This is a genomic window from Amycolatopsis heterodermiae (assembly GCF_034929455.1).
GTDB lineage: Bacteria > Actinomycetota > Actinomycetes > Mycobacteriales > Pseudonocardiaceae > Amycolatopsis > Amycolatopsis heterodermiae.
The window spans coordinates 1,200,754-1,216,567 of record NZ_JAYFSI010000001.1 but is presented as its reverse complement, the minus strand read 5'-3'; the positions used below and the strand labels follow the sequence as shown (position 1 = coordinate 1,216,567).

Genomic DNA, 15,814 nt, shown 5'->3' with positions numbered 1-15,814 from the left:
CGAGCCGCGAGTCAAGAAGCCCCCAGCCGGATGTCGAGCCGAGCCCGTAACCGAAGAACCGCGAGTCAGGGAGCCTCGAGCCAAGGAGCTGTAGGCGAGGGTCGCGAGTCGGGAACCCGCGAGTCAGGAAGCCGGGGCCAGGAAGCCCGCAGCCAGATGCGGAGGCAAGCTCGCAACCAAGGAGCCGTGAGCTAAGGAGCCGGAGGCCGAGAACCCGCGAGTCAGGAAGCCGGAGCCAGGAAGCCCGCAGCCGGATGTGGAGGCAAGCTCGCAACCAGGGAGCCGTGAGCTAAGGAGCCGGAGGCCGAGAACCCGCGAGTCAGGAAGCCGGGGCCAGGAAGCCCGCAGCCGGATGTGGAGGCAAGCTTGCAACCAAGGAGCCGTGAGCTAAGGAGCCGCGGTCTAGGAAGCCGCGAGTCAGGAAGCCCGCAACCAAAGAGCGGCGGGCCAAGAAGCCGGGGCCAGGAAGCGGCGAGCCAAGGAGCCGCGGGCCAAGGCGCCGCGAGCCAGGAAGCCGTGAGCCAAGGGCCCGGGCCAAAAAGCCGGGGCCGGAAGGCCCGCTGCCAAGGAGCCGCGAGTCAGGAAGCCGAGGTCGGAAAGCCCGCTGCCAAGGAGCCGCGAGTCAGGAAGCCGAGGCCAGAAACCCGCAGCCAAGGAGCCGCGGGCCAGGAAGCCCGCAGCCGGACAACAAGAACCTCAGCTCGCCTGCTGCCGCTGTTGCTGCGTGTTCTCCGCGACCTCCAGCACCTCGAGCGGCACCAGCGGCGAAAGCTGCGGCCGCTTCGGCGACAGCCCGTCACCCATGGACTCCCCGCGCAGCTGGCGGCGGATCCACGGCAGCAGGTGCACCTTCGTCCACGCCAGGTCCGATCGGCGCGAGTCGATCCAGCGGCTCGGGGTGTCCTCGGACGGCCAAGGCTCGCGCCAGTCGCCTTCCACCGGGATGCCCAGGACCTCCGCCGACTTCAGGGCGATGCGGCGGTGGGCTTCCGGGGAGAAGTGGAGGCGGTCGTCGCTCCAGGCTCGGCGGTCGTGGAGGGGGCCCATCGTCCAGAGGTCGACCATGCGTGCTCCGTAGCGCTCCGCGATGGCCCACAGGTGCGTGTTGTAGATCGCCACCTTGCCGCGCAGCACCGACATCACGGACAGCACCTTGGTGTCGGGGCCGTTGAAGATCAGCACCGGGATCCCGGCCTCGCGCAGCTTCGCGACGCCCTCTTCGAACCGCTCGACGACCGCCTCGACGTCGGCGCCCGGGACGATGATGTCGTTGCCGCCGGCGCAGAGCGTCACCAGGCCGGGCTTCAGCTCCAGGGCGATCGGCAGCTGCTCGTCCATGATCTCGTCGAGCATCTTGCCCCGCAGGGAGAGGTTCGCGTACCGGAAGTCGGACCGCCCGGCCGCCAGGATCTCGGCGAGCCGATCGGCCCAGCCCCGGAACGAACCGTCCGGCAACGCGTCGTTGAGTCCCTCGGTGAAGCTGTCACCGATCGCCACATAGCTGTCGAATCCGTACACGTTGGGTCCCCTTCCCGTCCTGCGGCCGACACACCCCGACATATAGTTGTACACCACAACTAACGAATCGGCGTGCACCCCCACGATGCGCCCACCGCCACCGTGGGTTCAGCCAGCGGTAACAGTGTCTTATCTTGTCGGCCTTCTGCGCTTCTGTATTACGCAGTCTTCACCTTCGGCATGCCGTGAAACAGCACACTCGGAGGTAAATCCGGCACCCGATGTGGCGAAGATCTCCCCCATCGGGGCGTCGCGGCCGTGATCCGGCAGGCTGGACACGTGTCCGAACAACCCCGTGAGTCGCTCGCGCAGATCCTCGGCGGCCGCCGGGGCGCGCTCGACGCCAGCATCCCGCCGGTCGCCTTCGTCGTGGGCTGGCTCGCGGCCGGTCAGTCCATCGCCTGGGGTGCCGGCGCCGCCATCGCGGTCGCCGTCGCGCTCGGCATCTTCCGGTTCGCCCGCGGCGGGAAGATCCGCGCGCTGGTGGTCAGCCTCGCCGCCGTCGTCGCGGCCGCGCTGATCGCCCTGCACACCGGCCGCGCCCAGGACTTCTTCCTGCTGCAGTTGATGTCCAATGTGGCCAGCGCCCTGCTCTGGGCGGCCAGCATCGTGATCCGCTGGCCGCTGCTCGGCGTCGTGGTCGGGCTGGTGCTCGGCCAGAAGACGCGCTGGCGCCGCGACCCGGTGCTGCTCAAGGCGTACTCGAGGGCCAGCTGGGTGTGGGTGTTCGGCCAGTACGTCCTGCGCGTGGTCGTCTACGGCCTGCTGTGGTGGTCCGGCCAGGTGATCGCGCTCGGCGTGGCCCGCACGGTGCTGTCGTGGCCGCTCGTCGCGCTGACCGTGGCGGTCAGTGGCTGGGTGCTCTACCGCGCGTTGCCTCCGGAGCATCCCGGGCTGCGCCTGGCCCCCGAAACCCGGGCGGACGACGTACCCGGGACATAAGGCGGCCCCCGGCGAGGGGGGAGGGTCCGGGGGCCGGTGCCCACGTTACCCGGACTACCCGGGTTCAGTCGACGTTTTGGCGGTTTCACACGACGTTTTGCTCAATTTCTCAGGGGATCCCCGGGAATACTGGTCTAACCACCCCTTCGCCGAAAGCGTCCACCGCGGCCAGCCAAGCGGCGCCGAGCACGCCATCGGAGCTGGTCAGCACCTCGAGACCGGCCAGCCCGCGCCGCACGAGCGCGCCGACCGGGCTGGTGCCCGTCAAAACCGAGCCCACGAGGACGACGGGGGTCGACTCGCCGGGTTCGCGCGCGGCGAGGGCGTTCGCGACGAGGAGTTCGGCCGCGCGGGCCACGATCCCGGCCGCCGCGGGCTCGCCGGCGTCGTACGCCGCGCTCACCAACGGGGCGAACCGCGCCAGCCGGACCGGCGCTTCGGCGTTGGCGTTCGTGATGAGCGCCCGCGACGCGGCGAGGCGCTCCGCGTCGGTCCGGACGTCCACTCCGGACGGTCCGAGCGCGGCGGTGAGCACCGCCGCCGGGAGGCCGTCGAGAGACAGGCCGCGCCCGAGTGCCTCCAAAGTGGAACGGACGGCTTCGCGGCCGAGCCAGAACGCCGACCCTTCGTCACCGAGCAGCCAGCCGTAACCGCCCGCGGTGCCGGCGAGCCGCCGCTTCCGGATCCGGCCCGCGATCGAGCCGGTGCCGGCGACGAGCACCGTCCCGTCCGGCGCCGAGGTCGCCGACGCGTATGCCACTTCGGCGTCCGCCACGACCCGGACCGTGGTGAGCCCGAGCCGCGCCCACGTGCTTTCGAAGACCGCGGCCACCGCCGGGTCGCTCAGCTTGCTGACCCCGGCCATGCCGACGACGCACGCGCGCACGGCGCCGGGGTCGTGCGCGCCGAGGGCCGCGGTGATCGCGTCGGCGATCCGGCCCGCCGCGACCTCGGGCGTGTGGGCGTTGGGGTTGGCGCCGCCGCCGCGCCCGGTGCCGAGCACGACGCCGGCGGCGTCGACCAGTGCGGCCCTGGTCGACGTGCCGCCGGCGTCGACGCCGATGGCGGAACTCACCGGGTCTTGGTCACCTTCAGCAGGCCGCGCGGGCTGTCCGGGTCGCCGCCGCGGGCGAGCGACAGGCCGAGCGCGATCCGCTGGATCGGCAGGATCTCCAGGATCGGCGCCAGCTCCTCGACCGTCGGCGCGACGTCGATGCGCAGCGCCGCCGGCACCTCCGAGGCGGCCGAGCCGACGGCGAGGACGTCCGCGCCGCGCTTGCCGACGGCCTCGAGGACCTCGTGCATCGCCTGGCCGCCGTGTCCCTTGCTGGTCATCGCGAGCACGGCGGTCTCGCCGTCCACCGCCGCGACCGGGCCGTGCAGCAGGTCCGCGCCGCTGTACGCGCGGGCGGCCAGGTAGCTGGTCTCCGCGAGCTTCAGCGAACCTTCGAGCGCGGACGCGTACGAGTAACCGCGGCCCGTGGTCAGGACGCGGTCCACGAAGCGGTACCGGTCGACCGCGTTCTGGACGCCTTCGGCGGCGCCGTCGAGGGTCTGCTGCGCCAGCTCGCCGATCTTCTCGGCGTCGGCCGCCTTGCCGCCGCGCACCGCGTCGATGAGCAGGTACAGCGCCATCAGCGTGGCCGAGTACGTCTTGGTCGCGGCGACGGCCTTCTCGAGACCGGCGCCGATGTCGACACCGAGCTCCGACGCCGCGCGCAGCGGCGAGTCGGGCGTGTTGGTGACGGACACCGTCAGCGCGCCCTGGCGCCGGGCCGTTTCGGTCACCTCGATCAGGTCAGGTGAACCACCGCTCTGGCTGACCGTGACGAACAGCACGTCCCGCAGATCGGGCCGTGCGCCGTACAGGGTCGCCGTGGACGGCGAGACAAGACCAGCCGGAAGGCCGAGCAGTACCTCGATCAGGTACTTCGCATACAACGCTGCGTGGTCACTCGATCCACGCGCGGCGAGCAAAGCGAAGCGCGGGGGGCGTTGTGAGATCTTTTCCGCCACCCCGGCGATTTCCGCCTGACGCTCGACCAGTCCCGCCAGGACGTCCGGCTGCTGGGCGATCTCCGCGGCCATGTGCTCGCCGGGCCGTTGTTCGGTCATCATTTTCCTCTCCACCTCCGGCATTATGTACCGGACTCAGGCGGCGTCGGTCAGGTCTAGACCAATGTTAGTGGGGCGGCGGGTTTGGGGAAAAGGGTACGTTTCTTACGGGGACGTGGCGTGTTATGAGGGAAGACATAGGGAGTCGGGCATGTTGGAGACCACCACCACGGGCGAGGCGGGCGCCGTCGCCGGGATGCGCGGGCAGCGCGAGCCCAAGTACTGGGCACTGAAACAGCACCTCCTCGACCTGCTCGACGTGCTTCCGCCCGGATCGCCGATCCCGACGGAACGCGCGCTCGCCGGGGAGTTCACGGTCTCCCGCACCACCGTGCGCCAGGCGCTGGCCGACCTGACCGCCGAGGGCCGCCTGCACCGTGTACAGGGAAAAGGCACCTTCGCGGCCGAGCCGAAGCTCGCGCAGCGGCTGCAGCTGTCCTCCTACACCGAGGACATGCGCAAGCAGGGCCTGAAGCCGTCGTCCAAGCTCCTGGAAGTCGAAGAGCTTCCGGTCGAGGGCGATCTGGCGAAACTGCTCGGAATCCGGACGGGCGCGAAAATTCTTCGCCTTCGACGGCTTCGACTGGCGGATTCCCAGCCGATGGCGCTCGAGACGACGCACCTGCCGCTCGGCCGTTTCCGCGGGCTGCGCAAGCACGTCTCGGCGGGCGGGTCGTTGTACGCCGTTCTGCGCGAGCACTACGGCGTCGAACTGGAACGCGCGGAGGAGACGATCGAGACGTCGCTCGCCGGGCCGCAGGAGGCGGAGATGCTCGGGGCGGACGTCGGCATGCCGGTGCTGATGCTGACGCGGCACTCGTTCGCCACCGACGGCAAGCCGGTGGAGTTCGCCCGCGCGATCTACCGGGGGGACCGCTACAAGTTCGTCACGACGCTGATGCCGTAGCCCTCGGTTGACGGCGGTCGCCGGGCAAGGTGGAGTGTGCTGGTGACAGCCACCGAAGACACCGGGATCCGGTGGGGGACGCACGCCGCGCGCGGCGTGCTCGCGACGACCATCCTCGGCTCCGGCATGGCGATGCTCGACGGCACGATCGTCAACGTCGCCCTGCCCCGCATCGGCACCGAGCTGGGCGCGTCCGTCGCCGGGCTCCAGTGGATCCTCGACGGCTACATGCTGGCGCTCGCCGCGCTGATCCTGGTCGCCGGCTCGCTCGGCGACCGGTACGGCCGGCGCCGCATGTACCTCATCGGCGTCGTCTGGTTCGGCGTCGCGTCGGGCCTGTGCGCCGCGGCGACGTCGACGGAGATGCTCGTCGCGACGCGCATCCTGCAGGGCGTCGGCGGCGCGCTCCTGACCCCGGGCTCGCTGGCGATCCTCCAGTCCTCCTTCGCGCACGACGCGCGCGCCCGCGCGATCGGCGCCTGGTCCGGCCTCGGCGGCATCGCGGCCGCCGCCGGGCCGCTGCTCGGCGGCGTCCTGGTCCAGGTGTGGTCGTGGCGGCTGGCGTTCCTGATCAACGTGCCGATCGCGGTCGCCGTCGTCCTCATGGCCCGGAAGTTCGTCCCGGAGTCACGCGACGAGCAGGCGACCGGGCACCCGGACTTCGGGGCCGCCGCGCTCGGTGCGCTCGGCCTCGCCGGGATCACCGGCGCGCTGGTGGAGGCACCCGGGCGCGGCATCGGCGACCCGATCGTGCTGGTCGCGGGCGTGCTGGGGGTCGTCGGGCTCGCTGCGTTCGTCTTCGTCCAGCACCGCTCGCGCGAACCGCTGGTGCCGCCGTCGCTGTTCCGCGACCGGACGTTCACCCTGTCCAACGCGCTGACCTTCGCCATGTACGCCGCGCTCGGCGGCGTGATGATGCTGCTGGTCATGCAGCTGCAGGTGTCGCTCGGCTACTCGCCGACCGCGGCCGGCCTGGCCGGGCTGCCGCTCACGGTGATCATGCTCCTGCTGTCGGGCCGGTCGGGTGCGCTCGCGCAACGCATCGGCCCGCGGACGCAGCTGGTGGTCGGCCCGATCGTGGTCGGCATCGGGATGCTGCTGATGCTGCGCATCGCCCCCGGCGCGTCCTACCTCGGGGCCGTGCTGCCCGCGGTCGTGGTGTTCGGGCTCGGGCTGGCGACGGTCGTGGCCCCGGTGACCGCGACGGTGCTCGCCGCGGCCCCGGACCGCTACGCGGGTGTCGCCTCCGGCGTCAACAACGCGATCGCCCGCTCCGGCGGCCTGCTGGCGGTGGCGGTGCTGCCCGCCGCGGCCGGGCTGACCGGCGAGGCGTACGCCGACCCGGTGGCGCTGACGGCGGGCTGGCGGACGGCGTTGATCATCTGCGCGGTCCTGGCCGTCGCGGGCGGGCTGATCGCGCTGGGCATCCACAACGGCGTCCTGGCGCCTCCTTCGTCCCCTTCGCTTGCTTCGCCTTCTTCGCCGCCGGTGGCCGACGAGTCGCCCCACCTGGGCGAGTGCTTCCACTGCGGGGTCGAGGGCCCGCCGACGCACGTGCGCCGGGGGACCCCCGCTCCCGCCGCCGGGGACTGACCGGCCGCTCTGGGCGAGCGCGGGGTCAGGCCAGGATCTCCGCGAACAGCGCCGGGTCGACGTTGCCGCCGGAGACGATCGCGACCGTGCGTCCCGCGGGCAGCTCGCCGGCGTGGTGCAGGTAGGCCGCCGTGGTCACCGCGCCGCTGGGCTCGGCCACCAGGCGAGCCTTTTGCGCCAGCGTGCGGACGGCGTCACGGATCTCGTCCTCGGTGACCGTCACCATGGCGTCGACGACCTCCGTGAGGTGCGCGAAGGTCAGCTCGGACGGCTGCGCGCGCAGGCCGTCGGCGATGGTGCGGGCGCGGTCGGCCATCGGCCAGTCGACCTGACGGCCCAGCCGCAGCCCCTCGGCCGTGTCGCCGGCCAGCGCGGGCTCGACGCCGATGACCTTCGCCCGCGGGCAGCGAGCCTTGATCGCGGTGCCGACGCCGGAGGCCAGCCCGCCGCCGCTCACCGGTACCAGCACGACCTCGACGTCCGGCAGGTCCTCGGCGATCTCCAGGCCCGCGGTGCCCTGCCCGGCGATGATCGCCGCGTCGTCGAAGGGCGGGACGAGGGTCAGCCCGCGTTCGGCGGCCAGTTCGTGCGCTTTGGCCTCGTGCTCGCCGATCGGCACCTCGATCACCTCGGCGCCGTAGGAGCGGGTGGCCTCGACCTTGATCCGCGGCGCGATGTCCGGCACGACGATCACCGCGGGCACGCCGAACCGCTGCGCCGCGTACGCGACGGCCTGCGCGTGGTTGCCACTCGAGTAGGCGATGACGCCGCGGGCGCGCGCCTCGTCGTCCAGGGTGCCGATCGCGTTGAACGCGCCGCGCACCTTGAACGCGCCGATCGGTTGCAGGCTCTCGGGTTTGAGCCACAAGGACTTCCGGGGATCCCACGTTTGGAGCAGCAGCGGCGTGCGCACGGCGACACCTTCGACGCGCTTCGCGGCGGCCTCGATGTCAGAGATCGTCACCAGTTCCATGTGCCGAGTATGTCAAGAAACTGTTCGATTTACACTGTCCACAGTAGACAGTCAACGTGGCGCTCCTCACGCCGTGGCAACGCGGGGAGTTTCCCGCGCGCCTTACACGTTGGACAGGGGAGAAGACTTACTACCGGATCGGGATCATGAGCAAGGAGAACGCAGCGACTTCCGAAGCGAAGGAAGCAAAGTCAGGACTGCGCATCGCGCAGGTGATGGCCGCGGCGCTGGCGGCGGTGACGGCGGCGCTGCTGGGGTCGACCCTCGGCGTGGCGGGCACCGTGGTCGGCGCGGGTGTGGCGAGCGTGATCACCACGGTCGGCGGCGAGGTGTACCTGCGCTCGCTGCAGCGCACGCGCGCGGCGGCGCTGAAGGCCCGCCAGCTGGCGACGTCGGGGATCCGCCGCCGCGGCGGCCCCGAGGTGGCCTTGGCCGAACAACCGACGGTGCAGCTGCCGAAGCCCGGCGAGGAAGAGCCGGGTCGCCTGCGGAAGCTGCGCTGGCCGCTGATCATCGGCACCAGCGTGGTGGCGTTCGCGGTGGCGATCCTGGCGATGGTCAGCGTGGACGCGGCCACCGGAGGCAGGGTGGCCGGCGGCACGGGCGCAGGCATAGGCAAGATCTTCGGCAGCGGCTCGGGCCAACCGGACAAGACCCCGGCAACCACCCCGTCGACGTCGACGGACGACACACAGAACTCACCGACGGACACGTCACCGACACCGACCTCGACCTCGACGTCCACCCCGCCGACGACGTCATCGGACGCACCGACGACGACCCCGACAACGCCGAGCACGACGTCGCAGAAGCCGACCACGTCGGCTGCACCCCCAACCAGCCAGGGCGCAGCCTCCACCCCGACCCCGTAACAGTCGTGGGGAGCACCTTCAGGGACCTATAAGCCCTGAAGGTGCTCCTCACGGCTTCGGCTCAGGCCGAGTAAGACCAGGTTGTGACGAGGCCCTGGGCGGTTTCCTCCGAGCCGCTGTCCGCGACCGGGGCCAGCCAAGCCGTGGCGAGGGTCACGACCGCCGTGAGGGCCGCGCCGATCAGCATCAGCCGGTGCGGGGGCTTGGGCCGATCGGGGATCTCCACCGGCGTGGGACCCACGATGATCAGCTTGTCCTTCTCCTGGAAGACCGGCAGGGCGCTGCCACGATCACCCTCGCCGGCGGTCAACTCGGCGAGCGCTGGGCCTCCGCCCGGCGAAACAGGCGACGTGAAGATCGACTCGCGGTTCGCGAGCCAGGTGTTGACGAGGTCGAGCCGCGAACGGAGGTCGACCCGCCGGGCCCCGGTGTCTTCGACCTCGGGCAGCGCCCGGCGCCTGAACTCCTCGCGGTCGAGATCGCCCGGGGGCAGGCCGAACCAGGTCCAGGCCAGTTCGACGGCCCGCAGCGAGTCGGCGAAGGTGCGCTGCCGGAGTGTCTCGGCGTGGTTCGTCAGCTTGTCCGCGGCGACGAGGGCGCTGTGCGCGGCCTCTCGTTCGGCGGCCACCCGGCCCTGGGCCCGCTTGATGCGACCGGTGATCTCGTCGATCACCGTCCGCTCGATCTCCAGCCGGTCACCGAGCAGGTTCCCCCGGCAGTACAGCCGGGCCATCTGGACGACGACGCAGCCGAGGATCAGGCCGATCACGATGCCGAACAGGACGGCCTCGTAGACCGGCAGATCCGCCTGCCGGGCGAGCCAGGCGACCCGGACGCCGCCGATCATCGCGACGGCCGCGGCCACCCCGACCAGCCCGTAGTAGGCGTGCGAGTACTGCTGGTCGGCTTCGGCGATCTCGTCGGTGGTCGGCGCCGGGCGTTCCGGGCCCGACCGGCCGTGCCGGAACGGGCGGTTGTAGTCCGCCGCGGCACCGCGGCGGTCGACGCTCAGCCTCTCGGCGCTGACGAACGTGCGCGCCGCCCATTCGATGGCCAGCACCTGCAGGCTCACCATGCCGAGCCCGATCGCCCAGCGGAGCGCGTTGTCCGAGCCAGTGGTGAAAGACAGGTTCAGCAGCGGCTTCCACAGGAGGATCGCGTCCATCACGCCCAGCAGGGTCGAGGCCAGGATCCGCCACGCTTTTTCCCAGCTGCGCTGGGTGTGCCGCGAGTCGCCTTCGGCACTGCGTTGACGGGCCAGCTGCTCGTCCTGGTGATGGATGACCTGGATCCGCCGTCCGTCGATCTTCTCGCCGTCCGGGCCGGTGATGGGGTCGTTCAGGATCCCGCTGGCGTGTTCGATCGTGTCGACGGCTTCGGCGAGGTGCTTGGCGGCCTCGAGGTCCTGTTCGGCCGCACGGTCGTCGGTCGGAGCCGAGTACTCCAGCGCCTGCGCGTGGCAGGTCGCGGCGGCGTTCTGGATCGTGCCGGCCGCGGTGTCCGCCAGCGGCCGGTCGTGGTCGGGCTTGCCGGTCGCCGGGTCGATCACACTGAGGTAGGTGGCGGCGGCCGCCGTCCAGACGCCCTCGTCGGTCGAGCCGAGGGCCATGGCGGCCGGCCTCGGCAGGTCGGTTACGCGAAATGAGCCCTTCGGCAGGCCGGGGTAGGCCGCCAGCGGCACGTCGGGCGTGTCGGTCACGAATTCTCCGTTTCTCAAGAGCGGGCGACGAGCTTGATGACAACCACTCGCTGCGCCGGCGATGTGGCGTCCTGGCCAGGGGTGGCGAGTTCGTCGAACCCCACGCCGGACGCCGAGATGTCGCCGGCCGGGATTCCCTGGTCGCGAAGCAGCTGCGCGACGGCGTTGGCGCGCTTCGCCGAGGTGTCGCGCGCGCCGCCGGGGTCGCCGTAGCGGGCGCAGTAGCCGGTGACGCTGATCCGGGACTTCCCGTGCTTGCTCCGGTACTGCTCGGCGGCTTGCGCGGCCACCGCGGTAGCCGCCGGGCGGTCGATCAAGTCCGCGCTGTCGGGGGCGAACGCCGCCTCGTCGATTCGGGGATCGTCCGTTTTGGCGGGTGGCTGTGGTGGCGTGAACGGAATGATCGGGGGGACCGTCGAGGCATTCGGCCAGGCACCGGTCGTTCCGTTGTCGTGGATCGGGTCGGCGATTTGCGCGCCGAGGTCGTCGGCGAGAGTCGTGGTGAACTTCTCGCGCCAGGATTCGGATCTCGGATCGAGCGGCCGCTGTTCCGCGCCGACCGGGGTCAAAAAGACGATGTGCAGGTCGACGCCCTGCAGATCCAGATCTTTCAGTGGAGTCTTCAGCACTTCGTCAACGGCTTGCTCGGGATCCGCGCCGGCGCTCAACGACGAGATCGTGAACGGATCGAGGGAGCCGGTCAGCACCGTGCTCGTCAGCCAGACCTCGGCTTGCCCGGTCCGCGCGGCTTCGTCCGCGGCGGCGTGCAACGCGGCGTACAAGGAGAATCCCGTCGGGCTGACCGCGGCTTTTCCCATGCGACCGGCGACGTCCTTGAGGATCTTGTCGACATTGGACGCCTGCTGCCGGCTGTCGTCGACCTTTCCGTTTCCGCGGTCGAGGTCCAGGCCGATGTCGCTCGCGACGTTCACCGCCTGCTCGCCGACGGCATAGGCGGTGAGCAGGGCGCCTCCGTCCTTACCGGCCTGCCGGAGGCGATCGCGCAAGGCACGCGGCAGGGTTCCGGGGGAATGGGTGGTCTTTTCCGCCAGCCACACCAGATCCGTGTTCCTGACCGGGTCCCCGATCTGGTTCAGCACGACCACGATCGCGACGAAAAGCACCACGGCGCCGGCGAAGATCGCCATGATGCGAGTGCCCTTGGAGATCGAGCGCTTCGGCGGGGTGGGTGTCTCGTAGTCGTAGTTCTTCACGAATCCTCCGTGCGGCCCCTATTGCCGTTGCTTCGGGGTTCCGCACGGAGGTCGGTGTTCGGCCGAACACCGTTACTCCGTGCTTTCTGCAAATGGCCCGATCAGGTAAACCCGACGCGGGTGGGATGAAGATCTGATTTCGGCCGTAACAAATGCGCGAGTTCGACCGAACCAGTTCTCTCAGGTGAGGTGGGACCGCAGTTCTCGCGCCGCCGCAGCGGGATCCTCCGCCTCCGTGATCGCCCGGACCACCACGATCCGGGACGCTCCCGCCGCCAGGACCTCCGGCAGCCGGGGGACGTCGATGCCGCCGATGGCGAACCAAGGCCGGGGCGGCGCGTCGGAAGCCACCGAACGGACCAGGTCCAGCCCCGGTGCCGAACGCCCCGGCTTGGTCGGGGTCGGCCAGCAGGGGCCCGTGCAGAAGTAGTCCACTCCCGGCTCGGAAGCCGCGGCCGACGCCTGGGCGGCCGAGTGCGTCGAACGGCCGATCACCACGTCGTCGCCGAGGATTTGGCGGGCCAGGGGGACCGGGATGTCGTCCTGGCCCAGGTGCAGGACGTCCGCCCCCACCGCTAGGGCGACGTCCGCGCGGTCGTTCACCGAGAGCAGTGCTCCGTGGCGGGCGCAGGCTTCCGCCAGCACCTCCAAGGCCGCGATCTCGCCCTTGGCTTCCAGCGCGCCCGTTTTGTCGCGCAGCTGGATGATGTCGACGCCGCCGGACAGGGCCGCGTCGGCGAACGACGCCAGGTCGCCGCGGGCGGTTCGGGCGTCCGTGCACAGGTACAGGCGCGCGGCGTCGAGCCGGGCGCGGATCTTGTCACCGGAGAGGGCGGGCATAGCGGCGACCGTACCTGGCGAGCTAGGGTGAACGGGTCCGCACGGGAGCCCGAGGCACGGGCTGAGAGGGAGCTGCCGCTCCGACCGTGGAACCTGATCCGGGTCATGCCGGCGCAGGGAGCGTGATCCCATGACGAACACCTTGGCCGTGGTCGGTGCCGGCGTGATCGGCCTGTCCGCGGCGTGGCGCGCGGCCACGCGAGGCCACGCGGTCACCGTTTACGACCCCGAACCCGTCCGTGGCGGCGCGTCCTGGCTGGCCGGCGGCATGCTCGCCCCGGTCACCGAGGCTTGGCCCGGGGAAGAAGCCGTCCTCGCCCTTGGCGAAGAATCCCTGCGACGCTGGCCCGGCTTCGCGCGCGACCTTATCCAGGAAGGCGTCGACCCCGGTCTCGCCGAGCACGGGACGCTGGTCGTCGCCTTCGACAGCGCCGACGCCGGTCACCTCGACATCCTCGCCGGCTACCTGCACTCCCTCGGCCGCGCGGCCGAACGCCTGACCGGGCGCGAGGCCAAGCGGCTCGAACCCGGCGTCGGATCCGTCCGAAGTGGACTCCACGTGCCCGGCGACCTGGCCGTGGACAACCGGAAACTGCTCAACGCGCTGTACGCGGCTTGCCTCAACCACCAGGTCCGGTTCGTCCGCGAACGCGTCGAAACCATCCCGGACGCCGACGCCGTCGTGCTCGCCGCCGGCGCCTGGACCGGACGGCTGCACCCGCAGCTCGCCGACGCCGTCCGCCCGCTCAAGGGCGAGATCCTCCGCCTCAAACCCCGCCGCGGCTGCCTGCCGCCGCCCGCGCGCACCGTTCGCGCCGTGGTCGAAGGCCGGCCGATCTACCTCGTCCCGCGCGGCGACCAGGAACTCGTCCTCGGCGCGACGCAGTACGAAGCGGGCTTCGACCGGGCCGTCACCGCGCGCGGCGTCCGTGAGCTGATCGAGGGCGCCGAGCGCGTCTTCCCGGCGATCACCGAGTACGAGCTGGCCGAGACGGCCGCGGGCCTGCGCGCCGGCAGCCGGGACGCGCTGCCGTACCTCGGTGTCCTGGACGACGGCGTCTACGCCGCGACCGGGCACCACCGCAACGGCCTGCTGCTGGCCCCGGTGACCGCGGACGCCGTGGTCGCCTGGCTCGAGGGGGAGAAGCCGCCCGAAGGCGTCGAAGCGGCTTCGCCCGCCCGCCTGTCCCAGAAGGAGCACGTGTGATGGAGATCAAGCTCAACGGCCGGTGGACGGAGTTCCCGGACGACGCGACCGTCGCCGACGTCCTCGACGCCGCCGGCGGGCAGCGGCCCGGCATCGCCGTCGCGGTCGACGGCGTCGTCGTCCGCCGGGGCGACTGGGCCACCACCGCCGTGCCCAAGGGCGCGGTGTTCGACGTGCTCACCGCCGTCCAAGGAGGCTGAAGTGGACGAAGAACCGCTGGTCATCGGCACGTGCAAGCTGTCGTCACGGCTGATCATCGGCACCGGCGGCGCGGCGAACCTCGCTGTGCTCGAACGCGCGCTGGTCGCGTCCGGCACCGAGCTGACCACCGTCGCGATGCGACGCGCCGACGCCGAGGGTGGCTCCGGCGTCCTCGAACTCCTGAAGAGGCTCGGGATCGAGCTGCTGCCGAACACCGCGGGCTGCCGCACGGCCGCCGAAGCGGTGCTCACCGCGCGCTTGGCGCGCGAGGCGCTTGATACCGATCTCATCAAGCTCGAGGTGCACGCGGACGACCGGACGCTGCTCCCGGACCCCGTCGAAACCCTCGACGCGGCCGAGCAGCTGGCCGCCGACGGCTTCACCGTGTTCGTCTACACGAACGACGACCCGGTGCTCGCGCTGCGCCTGGAGGAGGCCGGCTGCGCCGCCGTGATGCCGCTGGGCGCGCCGATCGGCACCGGCCTCGGGATCCGGAATCCGCACAACATCGAGCTGATCGTTTCGCGGGCGGGCGTGCCGGTGATCCTCGACGCCGGAATCGGCACCGCGTCGGACGCCACGCTGGCGATGGAGCTGGGCTGCGACGCCGTCCTGCTGTCCACCGCGGTCACCCGGGCCAGCGACCCCGAGCGGATGGCCGCGGCGATGCGCTCGGCCGTCGTGGCCGGACGGCTGGCGCGGGGCGCGGGGCGGGTGCCGCAGCGCTTCTGGGCCCAGGCGTCGAGCCCGCCGCGCTGACCGTCGGCGCCTTAACACCGAACCCGCACCGGGAACCCGTAAAGTGGACCGAACTTTCCGGCGCACCCGCGCACGGGTGAGGCAGAAGGAGCCAGCCGTGACCACATCGGTCCAGGACACCTCGGGCAGGTTGTACCTCGCGGTGGGCAGGCTGTCCCGATCGCTGCGCCAGGCCGGTGTGCCGGGCCCCGGCCACGGCGCGATCTCCGCGCTGGCGACCCTGGTGCACGCCGGCCAGCTCCGGCTCGGGGATCTCGCCGCCAAGGAGGGCGTCGCCGCGGCGACCATGTCGCGGATCATCGCGTCCCTGGTCGAGGCCGGGTACGTCAGCCGAGAGTCCGACCCGGTCGACCGGCGGGCGTGGCTGGCGAAGGCCACCGAAGAGGGCGAGCGGCTCGTCTCCGGCGTCCGGTCGACGCGGGTGCAGGAGCTGAACCGGCGGCTGGATCGCCTGTCGCCGGAGCACCGCGAAGCGCTGACGACGGCGCTGCCGGCGCTCGAAGCCCTGATCGCCGACGAAGACCGCTAAGGGGTCGGCAGCCGCCGGGTGATCCGGTCGAAGAGCTCGCCCAGCGGCTCGCCGACGTCCCGGCCGAAGTCGGTCAGCCCGTAGGTGACCTGGGGTGGTGTCGTCGGCTCGACGCGCCGCCAGACCAGGCCGTCCTTGACCAGCGCGCGCAGGGACTGGGCGAGCATCTTCTCGCTGATCCCTTCGATGCTCTCGCGCAGCTCGAAGAACCTGAGGTCGTTGCTCTGCAACGAGATCAGCACCCAGATGCCCCACCGGCTCGTCACGTGGTCGACCACCTCGCGCGCGGCGCAGGCGGTGTGAAACACCTCATACCGCGGCTGGGTCCCGCCCTGGGTGATCTGCGCGCCTCCGGTCACGTAGGGAGCTTACCCGGAGGTGTGTCCTTACCAAAAGTTAGCTCGGCTCCTAGCGTCCTGATCACCGAAGACATCGGACGAAGGAG

16 protein-coding genes and 1 riboswitch are annotated in these 15,814 nt (G+C 71.3%); of the genes, 8 read left to right on the top strand and 8 right to left on the bottom strand.

Annotated features, from left to right (window positions below; genetic code table 11):
• Positions 1 to 696: 696 nt before the first annotated feature.
• On the bottom strand, positions 697 to 1,518 hold the full coding sequence (locus tag VA596_RS05950; protein WP_323324300.1) for an SGNH/GDSL hydrolase family protein: 822 nt from the start codon (positions 1,516 to 1,518) through the stop codon (positions 697 to 699).
• Positions 1,519 to 1,797: 279 nt separating this feature from the next.
• Here VA596_RS05950 and VA596_RS05945 point away from each other — a divergent pair, with 279 nt between their 5' ends.
• Positions 1,798 to 2,460 (top strand): DUF3159 domain-containing protein, encoded by a 663-nt coding sequence (locus tag VA596_RS05945; protein WP_323324299.1) that lies wholly within the window; start codon positions 1,798 to 1,800, stop codon positions 2,458 to 2,460.
• Positions 2,461 to 2,569: 109 nt separating this feature from the next.
• On the opposite strand, the gene VA596_RS05940 is transcribed toward VA596_RS05945, so the two are convergent.
• Positions 2,570 to 3,535, bottom strand: a complete 966-nt coding sequence (locus tag VA596_RS05940) for an N-acetylglucosamine kinase (RefSeq protein WP_323324298.1) — start codon at positions 3,533 to 3,535, stop codon at positions 2,570 to 2,572.
• On the bottom strand, positions 3,532 to 4,578 hold the full coding sequence (locus VA596_RS05935; RefSeq protein ID WP_323324297.1) for an SIS domain-containing protein: 1,047 nt from the start codon (positions 4,576 to 4,578) through the stop codon (positions 3,532 to 3,534). Before VA596_RS05935 ends, VA596_RS05940 begins: the two co-directional genes overlap by 4 nt.
• A gap of 148 nt (positions 4,579 to 4,726) precedes the next feature.
• On the opposite strand from VA596_RS05935, the gene VA596_RS05930 reads away from it, so the two are divergent.
• Together VA596_RS05930 and VA596_RS05925 are read left to right on the top strand one after the other, a co-directional pair.
• On the top strand, positions 4,727 to 5,482 hold the full coding sequence (locus VA596_RS05930) for a GntR family transcriptional regulator (RefSeq protein WP_323324296.1): 756 nt from the start codon (positions 4,727 to 4,729) through the stop codon (positions 5,480 to 5,482).
• Between the two features lie 42 nt (positions 5,483 to 5,524).
• Positions 5,525 to 7,075 (top strand): MFS transporter, encoded by a 1,551-nt coding sequence (locus VA596_RS05925; RefSeq protein ID WP_323324295.1) that lies wholly within the window; start codon positions 5,525 to 5,527, stop codon positions 7,073 to 7,075.
• Positions 7,076 to 7,100: 25 nt separating this feature from the next.
• On the opposite strand, the gene VA596_RS05920 is transcribed toward VA596_RS05925, so the two are convergent.
• Complete coding sequence (locus VA596_RS05920; protein WP_323324294.1) at positions 7,101 to 8,048, bottom strand: threonine ammonia-lyase; 948 nt, start codon at positions 8,046 to 8,048, stop codon at positions 7,101 to 7,103.
• Positions 8,049 to 8,194: 146 nt separating this feature from the next.
• Between VA596_RS05920 and VA596_RS05915 the strand changes: the two genes are divergently transcribed.
• Positions 8,195 to 8,920 (top strand): hypothetical protein, encoded by a 726-nt coding sequence (locus tag VA596_RS05915; protein WP_323325673.1) that lies wholly within the window; start codon positions 8,195 to 8,197, stop codon positions 8,918 to 8,920.
• A gap of 61 nt (positions 8,921 to 8,981) precedes the next feature.
• Here VA596_RS05915 and VA596_RS05910 read toward each other — a convergent pair whose 3' ends face one another.
• From VA596_RS05910 to thiE, 3 genes are all read right to left on the bottom strand, one after another.
• Positions 8,982 to 10,619 carry a hypothetical protein gene (locus tag VA596_RS05910; RefSeq protein WP_323324293.1) on the bottom strand — a complete coding sequence of 546 codons (1,638 nt, stop codon included), beginning with the start codon at positions 10,617 to 10,619 and terminating at the stop codon, positions 8,982 to 8,984.
• A 14-nt stretch (positions 10,620 to 10,633) separates the two neighbouring features.
• Positions 10,634 to 11,833, bottom strand: a complete 1,200-nt coding sequence (locus VA596_RS05905) for an OmpA family protein (RefSeq protein ID WP_323324292.1) — start codon at positions 11,831 to 11,833, stop codon at positions 10,634 to 10,636.
• A gap of 180 nt (positions 11,834 to 12,013) precedes the next feature.
• Complete coding sequence (gene thiE / locus VA596_RS05900; RefSeq protein WP_323324291.1) at positions 12,014 to 12,673, bottom strand: thiamine phosphate synthase; 660 nt, start codon at positions 12,671 to 12,673, stop codon at positions 12,014 to 12,016.
• 31 nt (positions 12,674 to 12,704) lie between these two features.
• Positions 12,705 to 12,810, top strand: a riboswitch (TPP riboswitch).
• On the opposite strand from thiE, the gene thiO reads away from it, so the two are divergent.
• From thiO to VA596_RS05880, 4 genes are all read left to right on the top strand, one after another.
• Positions 12,804 to 13,880 carry a glycine oxidase ThiO gene (gene thiO, locus VA596_RS05895; protein ID WP_323324290.1) on the top strand — a complete coding sequence of 359 codons (1,077 nt, stop codon included), beginning with the start codon at positions 12,804 to 12,806 and terminating at the stop codon, positions 13,878 to 13,880. Its footprint overlaps the riboswitch before it by 7 nt.
• A complete protein-coding gene (thiS, locus tag VA596_RS05890) occupies positions 13,880 to 14,080 on the top strand; it encodes a sulfur carrier protein ThiS (protein WP_323324289.1) in 201 nt (66 codons plus the stop codon). The genes thiO and thiS overlap by 1 nt, the downstream gene beginning before the upstream one ends.
• Before the next feature lies 1 nt (position 14,081).
• On the top strand, positions 14,082 to 14,840 hold the full coding sequence (gene thiG / locus VA596_RS05885) for a thiazole synthase (protein ID WP_323324288.1): 759 nt from the start codon (positions 14,082 to 14,084) through the stop codon (positions 14,838 to 14,840).
• A gap of 97 nt (positions 14,841 to 14,937) precedes the next feature.
• Entirely contained in the window at positions 14,938 to 15,369 is a 432-nt protein-coding gene (locus VA596_RS05880; protein WP_323324287.1) for a MarR family winged helix-turn-helix transcriptional regulator, read from the top strand.
• On the opposite strand, the gene VA596_RS05875 is transcribed toward VA596_RS05880, so the two are convergent.
• The gene (locus tag VA596_RS05875; RefSeq protein ID WP_323324286.1) at positions 15,366 to 15,728 is read right to left on the bottom strand and encodes a winged helix-turn-helix transcriptional regulator; all 363 of its coding nucleotides are present in this window, start codon (positions 15,726 to 15,728) and stop codon (positions 15,366 to 15,368) included. The genes VA596_RS05880 and VA596_RS05875 overlap by 4 nt on opposite strands.
• Positions 15,729 to 15,814: the final 86 nt, after the last annotated feature.

Bases quoted from the DNA above. Each gene is read 5' to 3' on its own strand.
- thiE (WP_323324291.1), bottom strand. From the start codon at position 12,673: ATGCCCGCCCTCTCCGGTGACAAGATCCGCGCCCGGCTCGACGCCGCG.
- thiO (WP_323324290.1), top strand. From the start codon at position 12,804: ATGACGAACACCTTGGCCGTGGTCGGTGCCGGCGTGATCGGCCTGTCC.
- VA596_RS05915 (WP_323325673.1), top strand. From the start codon at position 8,195: ATGAGCAAGGAGAACGCAGCGACTTCCGAAGCGAAGGAAGCAAAGTCA.
- VA596_RS05935 (WP_323324297.1), bottom strand. From the start codon at position 4,578: ATGATGACCGAACAACGGCCCGGCGAGCACATGGCCGCGGAGATCGCC.
- VA596_RS05930 (WP_323324296.1), top strand. From the start codon at position 4,727: ATGTTGGAGACCACCACCACGGGCGAGGCGGGCGCCGTCGCCGGGATG.
- VA596_RS05920 (WP_323324294.1), bottom strand. From the start codon at position 8,048: ATGGAACTGGTGACGATCTCTGACATCGAGGCCGCCGCGAAGCGCGTC.
- thiS (WP_323324289.1), top strand. From the start codon at position 13,880: ATGGAGATCAAGCTCAACGGCCGGTGGACGGAGTTCCCGGACGACGCG.